The 17,429-nt window shown below is 73.5% G+C and carries 16 protein-coding genes; 9 read left to right on the top strand and 7 right to left on the bottom strand.

The window, feature by feature from the left end; translation table 11 throughout:
- Positions 1-135 precede the first annotated feature (135 nt).
- Complete coding sequence (locus ET526_RS12285; protein WP_135468000.1) at positions 136-438, bottom strand: hypothetical protein; 303 nt, start codon at positions 436-438, stop codon at positions 136-138.
- A gap of 256 nt (positions 439-694) precedes the next feature.
- Between ET526_RS12285 and ET526_RS12280 the strand changes: the two genes are divergently transcribed.
- Entirely contained in the window at positions 695-2,014 is a 1,320-nt protein-coding gene (locus ET526_RS12280) for a DUF3422 family protein (RefSeq protein ID WP_158295569.1), read from the top strand.
- Between the two features lie 126 nt (positions 2,015-2,140).
- On the opposite strand, the gene ET526_RS12275 is transcribed toward ET526_RS12280, so the two are convergent.
- A complete protein-coding gene (locus ET526_RS12275; protein WP_135467998.1) occupies positions 2,141-3,514 on the bottom strand; it encodes a nicotinate phosphoribosyltransferase in 1,374 nt (457 codons plus the stop codon).
- A gap of 102 nt (positions 3,515-3,616) precedes the next feature.
- Between ET526_RS12275 and ET526_RS12270 the strand changes: the two genes are divergently transcribed.
- On the top strand, positions 3,617-4,600 hold the full coding sequence (locus tag ET526_RS12270; protein WP_135467997.1) for a ribose-phosphate diphosphokinase: 984 nt from the start codon (positions 3,617-3,619) through the stop codon (positions 4,598-4,600).
- Here ET526_RS12270 and ET526_RS12265 read toward each other — a convergent pair.
- The 5 genes from ET526_RS12265 to ET526_RS12245 form a co-directional block, all read right to left on the bottom strand.
- Complete coding sequence (locus ET526_RS12265; protein ID WP_135467996.1) at positions 4,569-5,639, bottom strand: hypothetical protein; 1,071 nt, start codon at positions 5,637-5,639, stop codon at positions 4,569-4,571. The genes ET526_RS12270 and ET526_RS12265 overlap by 32 nt on opposite strands.
- A gap of 94 nt (positions 5,640-5,733) precedes the next feature.
- On the bottom strand, positions 5,734-7,038 hold the full coding sequence (locus ET526_RS12260) for a TRAP transporter large permease (protein WP_204623613.1): 1,305 nt from the start codon (positions 7,036-7,038) through the stop codon (positions 5,734-5,736).
- Positions 7,039-7,046: 8 nt separating this feature from the next.
- On the bottom strand, positions 7,047-7,565 hold the full coding sequence (locus ET526_RS12255) for a TRAP transporter small permease subunit (RefSeq protein WP_135467994.1): 519 nt from the start codon (positions 7,563-7,565) through the stop codon (positions 7,047-7,049).
- A gap of 69 nt (positions 7,566-7,634) precedes the next feature.
- Positions 7,635-8,732 carry a TRAP transporter substrate-binding protein gene (locus ET526_RS12250; RefSeq protein WP_158295568.1) on the bottom strand — a complete coding sequence of 366 codons (1,098 nt, stop codon included), beginning with the start codon at positions 8,730-8,732 and terminating at the stop codon, positions 7,635-7,637.
- Between the two features lie 139 nt (positions 8,733-8,871).
- Positions 8,872-9,672: a hotdog family protein gene (locus ET526_RS12245; RefSeq protein WP_135467992.1), complete on the bottom strand. Its 801-nt coding sequence runs from the start codon at positions 9,670-9,672 to the stop codon at positions 8,872-8,874.
- Positions 9,673-9,743: 71 nt separating this feature from the next.
- On the opposite strand from ET526_RS12245, the gene ET526_RS12240 reads away from it, so the two are divergent.
- The 7 genes from ET526_RS12240 (at position 9,744) to ET526_RS12210 (ending at position 17,337) form a co-directional block, all read left to right on the top strand.
- Positions 9,744-10,238: a MarR family winged helix-turn-helix transcriptional regulator gene (locus tag ET526_RS12240; RefSeq protein ID WP_135467991.1), complete on the top strand. Its 495-nt coding sequence runs from the start codon at positions 9,744-9,746 to the stop codon at positions 10,236-10,238.
- Positions 10,219-11,475, top strand: coding sequence for an HlyD family secretion protein (locus ET526_RS12235; protein WP_135467990.1), 1,257 nt, complete (start codon positions 10,219-10,221; stop codon positions 11,473-11,475). The genes ET526_RS12240 and ET526_RS12235 overlap by 20 nt, the downstream gene beginning before the upstream one ends.
- Positions 11,468-13,060 carry a DHA2 family efflux MFS transporter permease subunit gene (locus ET526_RS12230; protein WP_240048371.1) on the top strand — a complete coding sequence of 531 codons (1,593 nt, stop codon included), beginning with the start codon at positions 11,468-11,470 and terminating at the stop codon, positions 13,058-13,060. Before ET526_RS12235 ends, ET526_RS12230 begins: the two co-directional genes overlap by 8 nt.
- A 61-nt stretch (positions 13,061-13,121) precedes the next feature.
- Complete coding sequence (locus tag ET526_RS12225) at positions 13,122-14,846, top strand: N-acyl-D-amino-acid deacylase family protein (RefSeq protein ID WP_135467989.1); 1,725 nt, start codon at positions 13,122-13,124, stop codon at positions 14,844-14,846.
- Positions 14,847-15,077: 231 nt separating this feature from the next.
- Entirely contained in the window at positions 15,078-16,157 is a 1,080-nt protein-coding gene (gene ada / locus ET526_RS12220) for a bifunctional DNA-binding transcriptional regulator/O6-methylguanine-DNA methyltransferase Ada (protein ID WP_135467988.1), read from the top strand.
- Entirely contained in the window at positions 16,154-16,870 is a 717-nt protein-coding gene (locus ET526_RS12215; protein ID WP_135467987.1) for a 2OG-Fe(II) oxygenase, read from the top strand. Before ada ends, ET526_RS12215 begins: the two co-directional genes overlap by 4 nt.
- Positions 16,871-17,046: 176 nt before the next feature.
- Positions 17,047-17,337 carry a hypothetical protein gene (locus tag ET526_RS12210; RefSeq protein WP_192898689.1) on the top strand — a complete coding sequence of 97 codons (291 nt, stop codon included), beginning with the start codon at positions 17,047-17,049 and terminating at the stop codon, positions 17,335-17,337.
- Positions 17,338-17,429: the final 92 nt, after the last annotated feature.

Below are 17,429 nucleotides of genomic sequence, written 5' to 3'. Positions count from 1 at the left end.
CGGCGAGTTCGACCAGCGGTGCTCTCGAACGCGGCTCCGGCACTGGAAGCAACTGGAAGCCTGAAGCCGTTTTCCGAACCGGAAAGGGCGCCGCTGGCGCGCATGACGGGATGGAAACAATCCGGAATCCGGCGCTCAAGGGGCGCGTAGGTTGGCGCAGGCCGTCCACCACTCCGTGGTCGCCACCGCGTCGCGCACCGCACCGACGATACCCGCCTGCTGGCCGCCAATGTCGATGACGCAGACCGGGCCGGCGGGGGTGTCCAGGCGGCGGACGGTGGCGACCCGGCAGCCCTGCGGCAGCGAGGCACCGGGCCCCGCCTGCATCACCATCTGCGCGTCCTCGCGCGAGGGGCAGACCGGCACCTCGCTGGTTTGCGCCCACGCCGGCGCGGCAGCGAGCAGCGCCGCCGCAGTTGGGGCAAGAAGGAGCCGCATCCCATCCTCTCCAGCCATGGAAGCAGGAGGGAGACGCCGGCGCGGCGGCAGGGTTGCGTCCCGGTCCGCGAAGAAGCGGATGCGGCGAGGGAGAATTCCGCGTCCCACCAGCACGGGTGCAACGCGGGGGCAAAAGCACTCCCCTTCGTCGGCTCAGCAACTTTTCGGTTGTTTTACAGGAAATGTAAAAAGCATTTCCTAGCAAATATGGAGTGCACTTCAACCTGTCATGACCTTGAGCAGGCAGGAGTTCCTCTTGGCCCGCCCACAGCCGCACTGTCCTGCCGCCATCGAGATGATCAGCGCCCTCTCCCCGCATCCGGACCGCGACCTGCTGGCCGGCGAACTCCACGCGCGCCCGCCGCTGCCGCTCGCAAGCCCTGCCACCATCAGCCGCCTTGCCAATGTGCTCGAGCCCGGCGCCAGCCGCGCGGCGGCGGTTGCGCATCTGGCCCTGCTCTGCCGCCGCTACGGCGTCACGCCGCCTGCCGCCGGCGCCGATTTCGTCCTGGCCGATTTCGGCCGGTTCAGCCTGCGGTACGAGCGCCACACGGAGTTCGACGGCTGGACCTTCTTCCGCCCCCGTCCCGGTGCGGCCGCTCCCGATCCCTTCGGCGAGACCGCCATCGAGGCGGTGCCGACCGACTGGCTGGCCGGCCTGCCCGGCCGCACCCTGGTGGCCAGCCACATCGCCGTGGTGCGCAGCGAGGGCGAGGATGCGCCGCCGCCTCCCGGCTGCTTCGCGTCGGCCAACCTGGCCGGCGCCAGCCTCGCCGCCGGCGCCGCCACCTGCTGGACCGATTTCCGCCCCGGCCCCGACGGCTTCACCCGCCTGCTGCTCCAGGACCACGGCATGGCCCCGGCGCTGACCGGGCGGCTTGTCCAGGCGCTCTGGGAGATCGAGACCTACCGCATGCTCGCCCTGCTGGCCCTGCCGGCCGCCCGCGCCGTCAGCACCGATCTCGGACCCGCCTCGGAACGGCTGGCCCTCATCGCCAGCCGCCTGCCCGGGCTTTCCACGCTCCAGGAGGAGCGGCAGGCCCTCGAGGAACTCAGCGCGCTCGCCACCTCGATCGAGCGCCAGGCCGCCACCACCGCGGACCGCTTCTCCGCCGCCCGCGCCTATCACGCGCTCGTCGGGCGGCGGCTGCAGGTGCTGCGCGAGCAGCGGCTGCACGGCCTGCCGACCCTCTCGGAATTCCTCGAACGCCGGCTCGATCCGGCGATGAGCACGGTGGATGCCGCGCACACCCGCATCCAGGCGCTCTCCACCCGCTGCGCCCGCGCGGTGGAGCTGCTGCGCGCCCGCGTCGCCGTGGCGCAGGAGGCGCAGGCGCAGAAGCTCCTGGCGGCGATGGCCGAGACCGGACGCGCCCAGCTCCGCCTGCAGGAGACGGTGGAGGGCCTCTCGGTCGCCGCGATCAGCTATTACGTGCTGTCGCTGCTCGGCTATGCGCTGAAGCCGCTGCCCTGGCCCGGGGGCGTTGCGACCAGCGAGGTCGCGCTGTCCCTGGCGGTGCCGGTGGTGGCGGCCCTCGTCTGGCTCCGCATACGCCGCCAGCGCGGCGGCCGGTGATCCGGCTCCGGCGCCCGATCCGCGGCGAAGCGCAGGCTCGGCCACCCGACACGGGGCGGCAGCATGATCCGCGCGGCGGATCACGCGTCGGGGCCGCCCGCCAGGGCCGGGCAGGCCGCGCCCCGGTCACGCCGGGGGAGCGGCCAGGCCGCGCACCCGCGCGCGCACCTCCCGCTCATGCGCGGCGAGGGCGGGGCTGAGGGCGACCGGGTAGGGCGGCTCGGCGGGGGCGAGGCCGCGCAGCCGCGCCGGCAGCGCGGCCACGCGTTCCGCCGCCTCGGCGCGGATGGCGGCAAGCGCCGGGCGCGGCGCCAGCCTCCGGCCGCCGCGCATCACCGGGCGCAGCAGGGGCTCGCCCGGCAGGTCCTCCTCGGCGCGGGCGATCACGTCGCCGGCGGCCACGCCCCCCGCCATGGCGCGGAACACCTGCTTGCGGCCGGGCAGGATGCGCTTGCCGGCGGAGAGCTTGGTGCGCCCCTCCCCGGCATAGCGGGTGAGCTTGTAGGCGATGTCGAGCGCCGGCGCGTCGGCGGAGACGCTCATCTCCGTGCCGACCCCGAAGGCGTCGATCGGCGCGCCGGCGGCGAGCAGCGCCGCGATCCGCGTCTCGTCCAGCCCGCCGCTGGCGAAGACCTGCAGCCGGTCGAGGCCGGCGGCGTCGAGGATCGCGCGGGCCTCGCGGGAGAGGGCGAGCAGATCCCCGGAATCGAGGCGCACGCCGCGCACGCGGAAACCGGGGCCGAGTTCCCGCGCCAGCGCCACGACGCGCCGCACCCCCTCCGGCGTGTCGTAGGTGTCCACCAGCAGGACCGTCTCCGGATAGAGGCGGGCGAAGGCGCGGAACGCCTCGGCCTCCGAGCCGAAGGCCTGCACGAAGCTGTGCGCCATGGTGCCGGCGACCGGGATGCCGTGCCGCGCCCCGGCCAGCAGGTTCGAGGTCGCCGCCACCCCGGCGATGTGGAAGGCCCGCGCGCCGGCCACCGCCGCGTCCAGCCCCTGGGCGCGGCGGCTGCCGAAATCCACCACCGGCCGCCCCGCCGCCGCGGCGACGACGCGCGCCGCCTTGGAGGCGAGCAGCGTCTGCAGCCCGACCAGGTTCATCGCCAGGGTCTCGACGAGCTGCGCCTCGGCGATCGGGGCGACCACCTCGAGGATCGGCTCCTCGGCGAAGACCGGCGTGCCCTCGGGCACGGCGTGGACGCTGCCGGAGAAGCGCAGGCCCGCGAGCCAGGACAGGAACGGCTCCGGGAACTCGCCGAGGGAGCGCAGGTAGCCGAGGCTCTCCGGGCCGAAGCGCAGCGCCTCCAGCGCGTCCAGCAGGTCCTCCGTGCCGCAGGCGAGCAGGAAGTTGCGCGCGGGCGGCAGGCGGCGGACGAACAGGCTGAACACCGCCTCCTCCCGCATGCCGAGCGCCTGGTAGGCGTGCGCCATGCGCAGCTCGTAGAGGTCGGTGAACAGTTCCGCCTGCGCGGGCAGGGCGGCGGGTGTGCCGGGCGGCATGGCCTGCTCTCCCCCTTGTGCGGACGGGCCCGGCGGCGCCGCTGCCACCCGCCCGGCCGGCGATGTTAGAGGGTCGTGCCGGGCAGAACGAGGATCGCCGCGATGCTGCAGCTTTTCGCGCTCGACGCCGGCCGCGACCTCGGCGAGCGGGTCGCCGCCGCGCTCGGCGTCGGGCTCGCCGCGCATGAGGAGCGGAGCTTCGAGGATGGCGAGCACAAGGCCCGGCCGCTCGTCGGCCTGCGCGGCGCCGACGTCTACGTGCTGCAGGGGCTGCATGGCGGCCCCGACCAGAGCCCGAACGACCGGCTGTGCCGGCTGCTGTTCTTCCTCGGCGCGGTGCGCGACGCCGGCGCGGCGCGGGTGACGGCGGTGGTTCCCTACCTCGCCTATGCGCGCAAGGACCGCCGCACCCAGCCGCGCGATCCGGTGACCACCCGCTACGTCGCGCAACTGTTCGAGGCGATGGGCGTGGACGCCGTCCTTGCCATGGAGGTGCACAACCTCGTGGCCTTCCAGAACGCCTTCCGCTGCCGCGCCGAGCATCTCGACGCCCGCGCCCTGTTCGCCCCCCGGCTGCGCGAATTGGCGGGCGAGGGGCCGGTGGTGGTCGCCTCGCCGGATCCCGGCGGGGTGAAGCGGGCACAGCTCTTCCGGGAGGGCTTCGAGCGCCTGCTCGGCCGCGAGGTCGGCGGCGCCTTCATGGAGAAGCGGCGCAGCGGCGGCGTCGTCAGCGGCGAGATGCTGGTCGGCGAGGTCGCCGGCGCCACCGTCATCGTGGTGGACGACCTGATCAGCAGCGGCGGGACGATGCTGCGCGCCGCCGAGGCCTGCCTGGCGCGGGGGGCGGCGCGGGTGCTCGCCGTCGCCGCGCACGGGCTGTTCACCGGCAATGCCGCGGAGGCGATGGCCGCGCCGGCCCTGGCGCGCGTCCTGGTGAGCGACACCGTGCCGCCCTTCCGCCTGCCGCCCGGGCTGATCGGCCCGCGGGTGGAGGTGGTGAGCGCTGCGCCGCTCCTCGCCGCGGCGATCCGCCGCCTGCACGAGGGCGGCTCGCTCACCGCGCTGCTGGAGGGCGGCGGAGCGTAGCGCAGGCCGCGTCCGCCAGCGCCAGGTAGCGCAGCGCCCGCGGCCGCCACTTCCCGGGCTCGCGCGGCTCCGGCTCCTGCAGGTGGGCGACGGAGAGGCGGGCGCGCAGGCAGGCGCGGAAGGCGGTGTAGAAGGCGAACAGCCTCTCCGGCGGGCACTCGCCCAGGGCGGCGGCGCAGCGTTCCGTCACCAGCCTGCCGGCCCAGGCTCCGCCGAGCAGGGCGCATTCCATGTCCAGGAAGGCGAGCTCCTCGAAGGGGTCGAGCAGGCGCAGCGCGCGGTCGAATTCCAGGCAGTCGATCACTGCCGGCGGCTCGCCGAGGAAGACGTGCTCCGGCCGCAGGTCGCCATGGCCCTCGACGACGCGCCCCTGCCGCAGCCGGGCGAGCAGCGCCGCGCGCTCCCGCTCGAGGAAGGCGTCGAGCGTGTCGAGCACCGCGCGGGGTGCCTCGTGCGGCAGGCCATAGGCGCCGTCGTGCAGGGTGCGGCGGTTCCGCTCCAGTTCGCGGGCGAAGCGGCCGAGATACTCCGCCTCCGCCACCCGTTCCGGCGGGGCGGCGGCGTAGAAGGCGGCGAGGTGGTCGGCGGCGCGGGCGACGCGCGCCGCCTCCGCCGTGCCGCGCAGCAGCGCCGTGTCGAGCATCTCCGCCTCCGGCAGCCGGCGCATGCGCACCAGCCAGTCCACCACCTCGCCCTCGCCGCCGATCGCCAGCGCCCCGTCGGCCCGCCGCACCAGGGGCTGGAGGTCGAGATAGACCGCAGGCGCGAGGCGCCGGTTCAGGCGCAGCTCCTCCTCGCAGAAGCGGTGGCGCTGCGCCAGGCTGCGATAGTCGAGGAAGGGGTGCCGCACCGGCTTCTTCAGCTTCCAGGCGAAGCGGTCGGTGAGGAAGACCCAGGACATGTGGGTCTCGCGCGCCTCCACCGCGGGCGGCGCCTCCGGATAGGCGGCGGGCGAGCGGAGGAAGGCGACCTTGGCCGCGAGGCCGTCCGGCCCGTCCTCCACCGCCGCCCGCGAGGGCTGATCCTGTTTGCCGGACACGGCGCCAAGGTCGGCCCTCGGACCGGCCGGCGCAAGGCGGCGGGGGGCGGTCCGGTGCGTCCCTTCCGTTCCCGTCATGCGCCGCCGAGCCGTTTCAGTCGTAGAGCACTCTTGGCAGCCACAGCGCGAGGCCAGGAAAGATGAGCAGCAGTACGACCGCCAGGTTCTGGATTACGTTGAATTGTAGCATGCCAATGAAAATGTCCTTCATGTCAAGCTGCGGCGCCGCTCCCTTCAGGTAGTAGGCTGCCATGGCGACGGGCGGTGAGAGAAAGGCCGACTGCAGGTTGACCGCTACCAGGATGCTGAACCAGAGCATGTCGAAGCCAAGTTCGGTTACCACTGGCAGCAGAATGGGGACGAAGATCAGAATGATCGCCGGCCATTCGAGCGGCCAGGCAAGAAGGAAGATCAGGACCTGGATCAGGATCATCATGCCCATGGGTGGCAGGGGAAGCGCGAGGAGCTGCTCGGTGATCCAGGCTCCGGTTCCCAGTCGGCCAAACACCGCCGCATACATGTTTGCCGAAAGAGCAAGGAAGAGAATCATGCTGGAGGTGGTCGCAGTCCGGTATACCGCGTCCTTGAACCCTTCCCACGTCAGGCTCCGATAGGCGAGGCCGAGCAGCAGCGCTCCGGCCGCGCCCATGGCCGAGGCTTCGGTCGGGGTGGCGAGGCCAGCAAGGATAGTGCCGAGCGCGGCGAACATGAGGAGTGCGGCAGGAACGATCCCAATCGCCAACTCCCGCAGCGGCTCCAGGATCGAGGTGGCGCGCTCATCGGGCGGCAGAGGAGGGCCGAGATGAGGCTGGAAGTAGCTGCGCGCCATCGCATAGATGATGTGCATCGCCGAGAGCATGAGCCCTGGGATGATCGCTCCCGCGAAGAGGTGGATCACCGAGACACCGGTGACCGGTCCGAGCAGGACCAGCATCAGGCTCGGCGGGATGAGGATGCCGAGGCAGCCACCGGCCGTGATCACGCCCGCCGTCAGCCGCGGGTCATAGCCGCAGCGGAGCATGATGGGCACCGCCAGCAGGCCGATTACCGTGACGGAGGCGCCGATGATTCCGGTGGCGGTGGCGAACACGGTGCAGGTGAGCAGCACGACGAGGTAGAGCGAGCCGCGGACCGCGCCCATCAGCACCCGGAAGGCGTGAAACAGGCGGACGATCAGACCCGCACGCTCCATGAGGAAGCCCATGAAGATGAACAGTGGCGCGGCCGCCAGAACCTCCTCCTGCATCATCCCGTAGGCCTGGGTGATCATCAGCGGCACGACCACGGGGCCGAAGCCGATGTAGCCAAAGGTGAAAGCGAGGATGATGAGAGTGAAGGCAATCGGGAAGCCGATGAAGATGGCGAAGATGAGCGTGCCGACGAGCGCGAGCCCGAGCATCTCGGGGCTCATGGATGGCGGCCCGTCACGGCGGTGCGCAGGCTTCGCGCCGCTTCGGCAATAGCCTGCAGCAGGAGCAGGGCGAAGCCAAGCGGCAGAAGCGCCCGGAAGGGGTAGATCGGTGGCTGCCAAAGGCTTGCCATCGCCCGCGCACCGATCAGCCAGGCATGGTAGGCCCGCTCTGCCGAGACGATGGTAAGCCAGGCGAGAATAGGCAGCAGGAACAGGATGTAGAGCACCGCGTCGACAATGCCCTGACCGCGGGGCGGGAGCAGGCGGTAGATGAAGTCGGTTCGCACATGCTCTCCCCGGCGCAGGGTATAGGCGGCGCCGAGCAGGAAGATCGCCGAATAGAGCATGTAGCTCATATCGTAGGCCCAGATCGTCGGCGCGTGGAAGAAGTAGCGGGCGATCACCTCGAACACCAGCGCCCCCATCAGGGGCACGATGAGCCAGGAGAAAGCCTTGCCCGACCACTCGCTGACGGCGTCTATCGTCCGCAGGCCGCGGAGGAGGAGAGGAGCCATTCGGGCGCTTCCATACGTCGCGTCAGCTTGCAGGGCGCAGCCCGGGTTGCGCCCTGCTCTCCCGGCTGCCTATTGACGCGGCCAGTAGTAGTCGCGCAGGAGATCGGCCGGCGGATTAACCAGCTGCTTCGCACGCACGACCTGCTCGGCCCAACTCCGCTGCGACTCCAGGACCTTGCGGAAGAAGGGGTTGCGCTGTGCCTCTCGCTCCTTGATGCGGTCCCAGGATTCCAGGGTCTTGACGAGAATCTCGTCCGGGGTGCGGCGGATCTGCACGTTGTGCCGCTCCTGCAGCTCCCTGAGGGCACGGGCGTGCGCGACGTTGTTGCGGATCTGGGACTCTACCGTCACCGCGAGCGCCGCGGTGCGCATGATCTCCTGCAGGTCGGCAGGCAGGCGTCCCCAGACCCTCGGATTGATGAGAAGTTCGAGGGCGATTGCCGGCTCGTGCACCGAGGGCATGTAGTAGTAGCGGAACACCTGCTGGAAGCCCATTCGGATGTCCTCGCCAGGACCCACCCACTCGGCGCAATCGATCAGGCCGCGCTCAGCAGCGGGCAGGATCTCGCCACCCGGAATGTTGACGGTAGCCATGCCGGCGGCGCTGAACACCTCGGCGGTTATGCCAGTCTGCCGGCACTTCACACCGCGCAGATCGGCCCAGCTGTTGATCTCGCGGTTGAACCAGCCGAGCACCTGATTGTCCACGGCCACGAGCGGTAGCGGCACTACATCGCGGCGGATGTGGTCGCGGTAGAGCTCTCGGTAGAGATCGAGACCTCCGCCGTGATACAGCCAGCCGAGGTAGTCGATCAGGTCCATGCCGTACGGCCCACCTGGCGCCGGACCGAACAGGGTCGCCGCCTTGTTCAGGCCGACCGAATAAGCAGCCGCCCCATGCGCGCCGTCGAGCACGCCCGAGTGCACCGCTTCCAGCAGTTCGAAAGGCGGCACCACCGCACCGGCCGGCAGCGCCTCGATGCGCAGCCGCCCGCCGGACATCTGCTCGACGCGGCGGGTGAACAATACGAAATTCTCCCAGAGCGAGCTGGTCGTGGGCCACGCGGCCTGGAATTTTAACCGGTGCGTCTGGGCTGTTTGGGCGGCCGCCTCGGTCGGCAGGGAGGTCAGCGCCGCTGAGCAGACGATCGCGGCCAGCGCGGCCACGACCGGTATCCGGGACCACCGCATCGCGTTTCCTCCTCGGATGTTCGTTCCGTTCTTGGATGCGGAACGCCGGGAGTATGGCGGGTGGGTTACGCGGCCGACAAGGAAATCCGCGGGCCGGGCTGGGCGCGGCAGCGCCCTACGCCGCCTGGCGCGGGCGCCAGATCGCCTGATGCCGCACCTGCGCGACCGGGCGCGTCCCGTCGGCCACCAGCAGCGCGTCGAACTCCACCACGCGGTGGCCCTTGCGGTCCTCGTTGGCGACGATCCGCGCCCGCACCGTCAGCGCCTCCTCGAGGCGCGCGGCGGCGAGGTTGCGCACCGTGCTGCCGACATGGATCCAGGGCCCCAGCACGACATTCTGCGTCAGCGCCCTGTTGCACAGGCGCAGGAGCAGGCCGGGATGCGCCAGCCCCTCCGCGGCGTAGAGCGGCTCCGTCTCCGCGATGCCCCGCAGGTAGTCGGCCAGCGCCGCCGCCGTGACGCGCTCCGGCGCCGTGCCAAGCCAGGTGCCGGGGGCGAGCGTCGCCTCGCTCGCCGGCGGGCGCTCGGCGGGAGGCGCGCGCCAGGGCCAGGCCTCCAGGTCCTCGGGGGGCGTCGCCTCCGCGGCCATCCAGGCGCGGCCGGTGGCGCAGAGCGCGCCGCCGCTCTCCACCCACAGCGCCAGCGCCTCGCCTTCCGGCGTCGCTGTCGCCACCACCGCCGCGCCGTCATAGACCGGCTTGAGGAAGCGCAGCTCGGCGCCGCCCCGCTCCAGCCATGCCCGCCCCCAGCGCGCGACGACGGGGTGGCAGGCATAGGCGTACACCTCCACCCCCGGCACCAGCGCGCCGGAGAAGCCGAGGCGGCGCGCCACCGCGTCGTCGTGGATGCGGTTCTCGGAGGCGCGGGAGAGGTTGTTCGCCCGCACCTCGTGGCGTCCGACCACAGCGTTGCCCATGCGTGTCCTCCTGCCGCGGCGGAGATGTTATCTAGCTAGCTATCGGTCCGCCAGACGCCTATCCTGCCGCCATGGAAGAGCCGCAGCCCCTGGCGCAGCTTCAATGGCGGCTGGGCCGGACCATCGGACAGATCAGCCGCCGCTGGCGGGCGCGGCTCGATGCGCGCATGGCTGCCTTCGGCCTGACGGAGGCGCGCTGGCTGCCGCTTCTGCACCTCGCCCGCGCCGGAGAGGGGCTGACGCAGCGCGAGCTCGCCGCCCGGCTCGGCGTGGAGGGGCCGACCCTGGTCCGCACCCTCGACTGGCTGGAGCGGGAGGGGTTCGTGCAGCGCCGCGCCGTGCCGCACGACCGGCGCCTGCGCACCTTGCACCTCACCTCCCGCGCCCGGGCGCTGCACCGTCGGATCGAGGAGGCCGCCGCGGCGGTCCGCGCCGAGATCCTCGGCGGCATTCCCGAGGCGGAACTCGCCGCCTGCCTCTCGGTGCTGGAGGGCGTCGCCGCCAGGCTGGGGGCGCCGCCGGAGGAGGCGGAGGAGGAGCAGGCGCATGGACATCGGGCCGCCTAGCACCGGCCTGCCGCGGCGCCCCGAGGCGGCCGGCCCTACCCCTCCGGCGGAGGCGCTGGAGAAGCCGCCCCCCGAAAGGCCCGCCGCCCCCGCCCGCCCGGCCGAGCCGCCGCGCGAGGAGGCCGCCCGCCACGCCCCGAGGCGCGGCGGGGAGCGCCGGCGCCGCCTCCGGCTCGCGGGCCTCGCCGCGCTCGCGCTCCTCCTGCTCGCCGCCGGCGGCGCCTGGCTGCACCGCCTGCTCACCCATGTCGTCGTGGACGATGCGCGCATCGCCGCGGACATGATCGGCCTGTCCAGCCGCGTGCCCGGCTGGGTGCGGGAGGTGCGGGTGATCGCCGGCGACCGCGCCGCCGCGGGGGAGGTGGTGGTGCGCCTCGACGACCGCGAGGCGGCGCTGGCGCTGCAGGAGCTGGAGGCGCGGCTGGCCGGCATCGCGGCGCGCCGGCGGGAGATCGAGGCGCGGCTCGCCATGGTCGAGGCGCTGACCGCGAGCCGCGAGGCCGCCGAGCGCGCCCGGCTGGAGACGGCGCGCGCCGCCCTCCCCGCCGCCGAGGCCGAACGCGCCTTCGCCGAGGCCGAGTTCCGCCGCGCCCAGGAGCTGGCGGCGGGCGGCAGCGGCACCCGCCAGCGCCTGGACCAGACCCGTGCCGCGCTCGAGGCCGCGCACCACCGCGTGCTCGGCGCGCGGGCGGAGATCGGGGCGGCGGAGGCCGAGCTCGCCGCCGCCGGGGCGGCGCGGGCGGAGCGCGAGGTGCTGCGCCGCCAGCTCGAGGCGCTGGGGCCGGAGGAACGCGAGCTCGCCGCGCGGCGCGACCGGGCGGCGCTCGACCTCGCCGACCGCGCCATCGCCATGCCGGTGGACGGCATCGTCAACCGCGTCTTCGTGGATGCCGGGGAGTACGTCGCCCCCGGCCAGCGCATCCTGCTGCTGCACGACCCCGCGCGGGTGCGCGTCGAGGCCAACGTGAAGGAGACGCAGATCCGCCACTTCTCCCCCGGCACGCGGGTGCGCGTCAGGGTGGACGCCTGGCCGGGCCGGCGCTTCGAGGGGGTGGTGGAACGCATGGCCGGCGCCGCCACCAGCGAGTTCGCGCTGCTGCCGAGCCCCAATCCGAGCGGCAATTTCACCAAGATCGCGCAGCGCCTGCCGGTGCGCATCGCCCTCGACCCGCCGCCCGAGCCCGGGCTGCTCAGCCCCGGCATGATGGTGGTGGTGGAGACGCCGAGGCGTGAGTGAGGCGGCCGCTGGGCCGCAGGCGCTGCCGCGGGCGCCGCGCCCGCGCAGCGTCGAGGCGCTGTTCGCCCGCTACGGCCCGTCCTACCGGCTGCTGGTGGCCTTCACCGCGATGATCGGGACGGTCTCCACCATCCTCTCCTCCACCATCGTCAACGTTGCGATCCCCGACATCATGGGGGCCTTCGGCATCGGGCAGGACCGCGCGCAGCTCCTCGCCGCGGGCTTCCTCGCCGCCACCACGGGGACGATGCTGCTCACCGCCTGGGCCGTCGAGGCCTTCGGCTTCCGCGCCACCTACCTCGCCGCCATGGCGATCTTCCTCGCCGGCTCGGCGCTCGGCGGCCTGGCGCCGAACGAGGCGGCGCTGGTGGCGGGGCGGGTGATGCAGGGCGCCTCGGCGGGGCTCCTGCAGCCGCTCGGCATGCAGGTGGTGTTCCAGGTCTTCCCGCCGGAGCGGCGCGGCACCGCCATGGGTCTCTTCGCGGTGGGGGTGGTGATGGCGCCCGCGCTTGGCCCCGCCCTCGGCGGGGTGGTGACGGACGCCTTTGGCTGGCGCGCGGTGTTCCTCGCGGCGCTGCCGCTGCCGCTGCTCGGCCTCGGCCTCGGCTGGCTGTTCATGCCGGGGCGGCCGCGGGAGGGGAAGCGGCCGCGCTTCGACGCGGTGGGCTTCCTGCTGCTCAACACCGCCATCTTCGCGCTGCTGGCCGGGCTCGCCAGCGGCCAGCAGCTCGGCTGGCGGTCCGATGCCGTGGTGCTGGAGCTGACGGTCGCGGCGCTCGCCGCCACCGGCTTCGTGCTGTGGGAGCTGCGCACGCCGGCGCCGATGCTCGACCCGCGCATCTTCGCCAACCCGGCCTTCGCCGGCGGCGCGGCGGTGGCCTTCGTCTACGGCGCGGCGCTGTTCGGCACCACCTACCTCGCGCCGCTCTTCGTGCAGCTCGTGCAGGGCTACACGGCGACGCGGGCGGGACTGCTGCTGATGCCGGCAGGGCTCGCCATGATCGTCTGCTTCCCGATCTCGGGCCGCATCGCCGACCGGGTACCGCCGGTGGGGCCGGTGGCGATCGGGCTGGTGGTGTTCGCCCTCTCTTCCTGGCTGATGGTGGGGGTGGACACGCAGGTGCCGTTCTGGACCCTGGCGCTGTGGATCCTGCTCGGGCGGGTCGGCCTCTCCCTGGCGATGCCGAGCATGAACACCGGCTCGCTGCGCGCCCTACCGCCGCGCTTCCTCGGCCAGGGGGCGGGGGCGATCAACTTCTCCCGCCAGTTCGGCGGCGCGCTCGGCATCAACGGCCTGTCCATCGCGCTCGAGCAGCGCACGCAATTCCACGCCGAGGCGCTGACCGCGAGCCAGGACGGCACCCAGGCGGCGACGCTGGAGCTGCGCCGCCTGATCGAGGGGCTGCTGGCGCAGGAGGGCGTGCCGCAGACGCTATGGCAGGCCGGATTCGAGCAGTTCCTCGGGCGGATGATCCATGCCCAGGCGCTGATGCTCGGCTTCCGCGACGGCTTCCTGATCGCGGCCGTGGTCTGCCTGGTGGCGGTGCTGCCGGCGCTGCTGATGCGCCGGCGCGCGGCCGGATGAGGGGGTCGTCCCCCGCGGGCGCGGCTGGCATGATGGCGGGGAGAGGAACGGGAGGAACGGCATGGCGGACGAGGTCACCCTCATCATCCGCGGCGGCACCGTCGTGGACGGCTCGGGCGGGGCGCCCTTCGAGGCGGATGTGGCGGTCGCCGGCGGGCGCATCGCGGAGGTCGGCCGGCTCGGCCCGGCGCCGCGCGGGGTGGAGGAGATCAGCGCGAAGGGGCTGATCGTCACGCCCGGCTTCGTGGACATCCACACCCATTACGACGCGCAGGCGACCTGGAGCGAGCGGCTGGACAGCTCCTCCCTCCACGGCGTCACCACGGCGCTGATCGGCAATTGCGGCGTCGGCTTCGCCCCCTGCCGGCCGGAGCGGCGCGAGGCGCTGATCAAGCTGATGGAGGGGGTGGAGGACCTGCCCGAGGTGGTGCTGGCCGAGGGCCTGCCCTGGAACTGGGAGAGCTTCCCCGACTTCATGGAGGCCCTTGCCGCGCGGCGCTGGGACATGGACGTGGCGGCGCAGGTGACGCACGCGCCGCTGCGCGTGCACGTGATGGGCGAGCGCGCGGAGGCCCATGCCGAGGCGACGGAGGCCGAGATCGCGGAGATGGCGCGTCTCGCCGCGGAGGGGATCCGCGCCGGCGCGCTCGGCTTCTCTACCTCGCGGGCCATCGCGCACCGCACCCTGGACGGGCGGCACATCCCGACGCTCGGCACGCCGGAGGCGGAGCTGGAGGCGATCGGCCGCGCGGTGGGCGAGGCGGGGGCAAGCTGGCTGCAGGTGATCTCCGACTTCGACGAGCCGGAGGAGGAGTTCGACCGCCTGAAGCGCATCGCCGCCGCCAGCGGCCGGCCGCTGACCTTCTCCCTGCTGCAGCGGGAGAGCCGCCCCTGGCTGTGGCGCTTCCTGCTCGACCGGATCGAGGCGGCCAACCGCGAGGGCGTGCCGATGACCGGGCAGGTGATGGCCCGCCCGGTCGGGCTGATGCTCGGCTTCGAGCTGTCGCAGCACCCCTTCATCGCCCGCCCCTCCTGGCGGCGCGTCGCACACCTGCCCTTCGACCAGAAGATGCGGGCGCTGCGCGACCCGGCGCTGCAGGCGGCGCTGCTCGCCGAGGAGACGCCGGACCCGATGCTCAGGGCGCGGCTCAACACCTGGGACATGATCTTCCCCCTCGGCGACCCGCCGGATTACGAGCCGCCGCCGGAGGCGAGCGTCGGCGCCGTGGCCCGCGCCCGCGGCATGGACCCCGCCGCCCTCTGCTGGGAGTGGATGATGGAGCGCGGGGGCAGGGCGATCCTGAACCGCCCCATCATCAACTACGCCGACCGCGACCTGGAGGCGGTGCGGGCGATGGTGGAGCATCCGCGGACGCTGATGGGCCTCGGCGACGGCGGGGCGCATGTCGGCATCATCTGCGACGCCTCCTCGACCACGCACATGCTCGCCTACTGGACCCGCGACCGGGTGCGCGGGCCGCGGCTGCCGCTGGAATTCGCGGTCAGGCGGCTGACGCGGGACAACGCGCTGGCGCTGGGGCTGGCGGATCGCGGCCTGGTGGCGCCAGGGCACAAGGCGGACCTCAACGTGATCGACTACGCACGGCTGCAGGTCCGGCCGCCGCGGATGGCGTACGACCTGCCGGCCGGCGGCAAGCGGCTGGTGCAGGGGGCGGATGGCTATGTCGCCACCATCGTCGCCGGCCAGCCGGTGTACCGCGAGGGCGAGCCGACCGGCGCCCTGCCCGGGCGGCTGGTGCGCGGGGCACGGCGCGCCGCGGCCTGACCCTGCCCGCGGGCCGGGCGGGGCGGCGGGCCTCCGCCGGATGCGCCCCGTCGCCCGCCGGCCGGGCCTGCGCCGCCCTCTCGCTGAGGGAGCCGCGGGCGGGCGCCTTGCCGGGCGCGTCTGCGATGACGAATTGCGCCGCAAGCCCCGGAGCGCGCCCGCCGCCGGGATGTCGCATCTGGCGGGGCATGGCGCGGGATCCTCCCGCGCCGGACCCGACGGAGACAGGCCATGTCCGCCGCGACCGAGATCCTTGCCGAGCCCTATCCGGACGATGCCGCGCGCCTTGCCGCCGTGCGCCGCCGCGACCGCGCGGCGGACGGACGGTTCGTCTATGCGGTGCTGACCACCGGGGTCTATTGCCGCCCCTCCTGCGCCGCGCGGCCCGCGCGGACGGAGAACATCGTCTTCTTCCCCTCCTGCGCGGCGGCCGAGCGCGCCGGCTACCGCCCCTGCAAGCGCTGCCGCCCCGACGGCCAGGATCAGGCGGCGCGGCAGGCCGAGGTGGTGGCCCGCGCCTGCCGGATGATCGAGGTGGCGGAGGAGACGCCCTCCCTCGACGCCCTGGCCGCGGCGGCGGGGCTCAGCCGCTTCCACTTCCACCGACTGTTCCGCGAGGTGACCGGCGTGACGCCGCGGGACTACGCCGCCGCCTGCCGGGCGGCGCGGCTGCGACGGGCGCTCGGCGAGGCGCCCACCGTCACCGAGGCGCTATACGGCGCCGGCTACGGCTCGAACGGGCGCTTCTACGAGGCGGCGCCGGCAATCCTCGGCATGCGGCCGGGGGAGTGGCGCGATGGCGGGCGGGATGCGGAGATCCGCTTCGCCCTCGGCCAGTCTTCGCTCGGCGCGGTGCTGGTGGCGGCGACGGACAGGGGCGTCTGCGCCATCGAGCTGGGCGACGACCCGCAGGCGCTGCTCGACGCCTTCCAGGACCGCTTCCCCAAGGCGCGGCTGGTCGGCGGCGACGCGGCCTTCGAGGCGTTGGTCGCCCGCGTCGTCGGCCTGGTGGAGGCGCCGCGCCGCGAGGGGCCGGACCTGCCGCTCGACCTGCGCGGCACCGCCTTCCAGCAGCGCGTCTGGAAGGCGCTGCGGGAGATCCCGCCGGGCCGCACCGCCACCTATGCCGATGTCGCGGCGCGCATCGGCGCGCCCGGCGCCACGCGCGCCGTGGCGCGGGCCTGTGCTGCCAACCGGGTGGCGGTGGCGATTCCCTGCCACCGCGTGGTGCGCACCGGCGGTGCGCTCTCTGGCTATCGCTGGGGGGTGGCGCGCAAGCGGGCGCTGCTGGCGCGCGAGGCGGAGGGATGAGCGGGCGCGACATCGCCGCGCGTGTGGCCGCGCTCGACTGGGCGCGCATCGGGGCGGAGCTGGATGCCGGGGGCGCCGCCCTCACCGGCGCGCTGCTCACGCCGGCCGAGTGCGAGGCGCTCGCCGCGCTCTACGATGCGGAGGCGCCCTTCCGCAGCCGCGTGGTGATGGCGCGGCACGGCTTCGGCAGCGGCGAGTACAAGTACTTCGCCGCGCCGCTGCCCGCGCCCGTTGCCGCGCTGCGGGCGGCGCTCTGGCCGCGCCTGGTGCCGGTGGCGAATCGCTGGCAGGAGGCGATGGGCCTTGCGCCGCGCTTCCCGGAGCGGCACGAGGAATTCCTCGCCCGCTGCCACGCGGCCGGGCAGGCCCGCCCGACGCCGCTGCTGCTGCGCTACGGCCCGGGCGACTACAATTGCCTGCACCAGGACCTCTATGGGGAGCACGTCTTCCCGCTGCAGGTGGCCTTCCTGCTCTCCGCCCCCGGTGAGGACTTCACGGGCGGGGAGTTCGTGCTGACCGAGCAGCGCCCGCGCATGCAGAGCCGCGCCGAGGTGGTGCCGCTGCGCCAGGGCGAGGGCGTGGTCTTCGCCGTGCATCACCGGCCGGTCCGGGGGGCGCGCGGAACCTACCGCGTCACCATGCGTCACGGCGTGAGCCGGGTGCGGACGGGGCGCCGCCACACCCTCGGCATCATCTTCCACGACGCGGCATGAAGACACATCCCTGTGATCGGAGTCGCCGGGGCAGGGCGGGATGACCGCGGATCGCGAAGAGGAGCAGCGCGGTCGACCGGGCTGGCGCGGCGCACCCGGCTTTGGCTAGGCTGCATTCGGATGACAGGAGGGGAGCGCCGTCCGCCCTTGAGCGCCAGCCCGGGAGCCACGCCGCCGTGCCCGTAGGGCACTTGGTCAGCGTCAGCCGCGGAGAGGACGACACCCTCTGGGCCGTCGTCGCCACCGTTGGGCGAACCAGCCGCATCGCCGAAGTGTATCGCAGCCGGGCCCAGGCGCTGGCGGATCGCGCTTGGCGGGCGCAGCAGGTCAGCGCCTACGCCGATTTCCTGTCCCGCTCCCGCCAGCCCATTCCGCACTACAGCGTGACACCGATCCGCCGCGCCGACCTGCCGCGCAAATGGTCGCCCCTGCCGGCGCTCGGCTTCCTGCGTGGGCAGTTCGTTTAGAGGAAGTAGCTCGGCTGGTGGATTGTTTGGTGGACACGGCGCAGGCCCTGCTTCCTGACGATCTCTAGGCCGCGTGGACAAACCGGTAGGCT

Origin of the sequence: Crenalkalicoccus roseus, from assembly GCF_004761865.1 — a bacterium.
Classification (GTDB): domain Bacteria; phylum Pseudomonadota; class Alphaproteobacteria; order Acetobacterales; family Acetobacteraceae; genus Crenalkalicoccus; species Crenalkalicoccus roseus.
This window is presented reverse-complemented; position numbering and strand designations above follow the sequence as displayed.

Bases quoted from the DNA above. Each gene is read 5' to 3' on its own strand.
- ada (WP_135467988.1), top strand. From the start codon at position 15,078: ATGTCCGCCGCGACCGAGATCCTTGCCGAGCCCTATCCGGACGATGCC.
- ET526_RS12270 (WP_135467997.1), top strand. From the start codon at position 3,617: ATGCTGCAGCTTTTCGCGCTCGACGCCGGCCGCGACCTCGGCGAGCGG.
- ET526_RS12260 (WP_204623613.1), bottom strand. From the start codon at position 7,038: ATGCTCGGGCTCGCGCTCGTCGGCACGCTCATCTTCGCCATCTTCATC.
- ET526_RS12275 (WP_135467998.1), bottom strand. From the start codon at position 3,514: ATGCCGCCCGGCACACCCGCCGCCCTGCCCGCGCAGGCGGAACTGTTC.
- ET526_RS12285 (WP_135468000.1), bottom strand. From the start codon at position 438: ATGCGGCTCCTTCTTGCCCCAACTGCGGCGGCGCTGCTCGCTGCCGCG.
- ET526_RS12255 (WP_135467994.1), bottom strand. From the start codon at position 7,565: ATGGCTCCTCTCCTCCTCCGCGGCCTGCGGACGATAGACGCCGTCAGC.
- ET526_RS12215 (WP_135467987.1), top strand. From the start codon at position 16,154: ATGAGCGGGCGCGACATCGCCGCGCGTGTGGCCGCGCTCGACTGGGCG.
- ET526_RS12245 (WP_135467992.1), bottom strand. From the start codon at position 9,672: ATGGGCAACGCTGTGGTCGGACGCCACGAGGTGCGGGCGAACAACCTC.
- ET526_RS12235 (WP_135467990.1), top strand. From the start codon at position 10,219: ATGGACATCGGGCCGCCTAGCACCGGCCTGCCGCGGCGCCCCGAGGCG.
- ET526_RS12225 (WP_135467989.1), top strand. From the start codon at position 13,122: ATGGCGGACGAGGTCACCCTCATCATCCGCGGCGGCACCGTCGTGGAC.
- ET526_RS12240 (WP_135467991.1), top strand. From the start codon at position 9,744: ATGGAAGAGCCGCAGCCCCTGGCGCAGCTTCAATGGCGGCTGGGCCGG.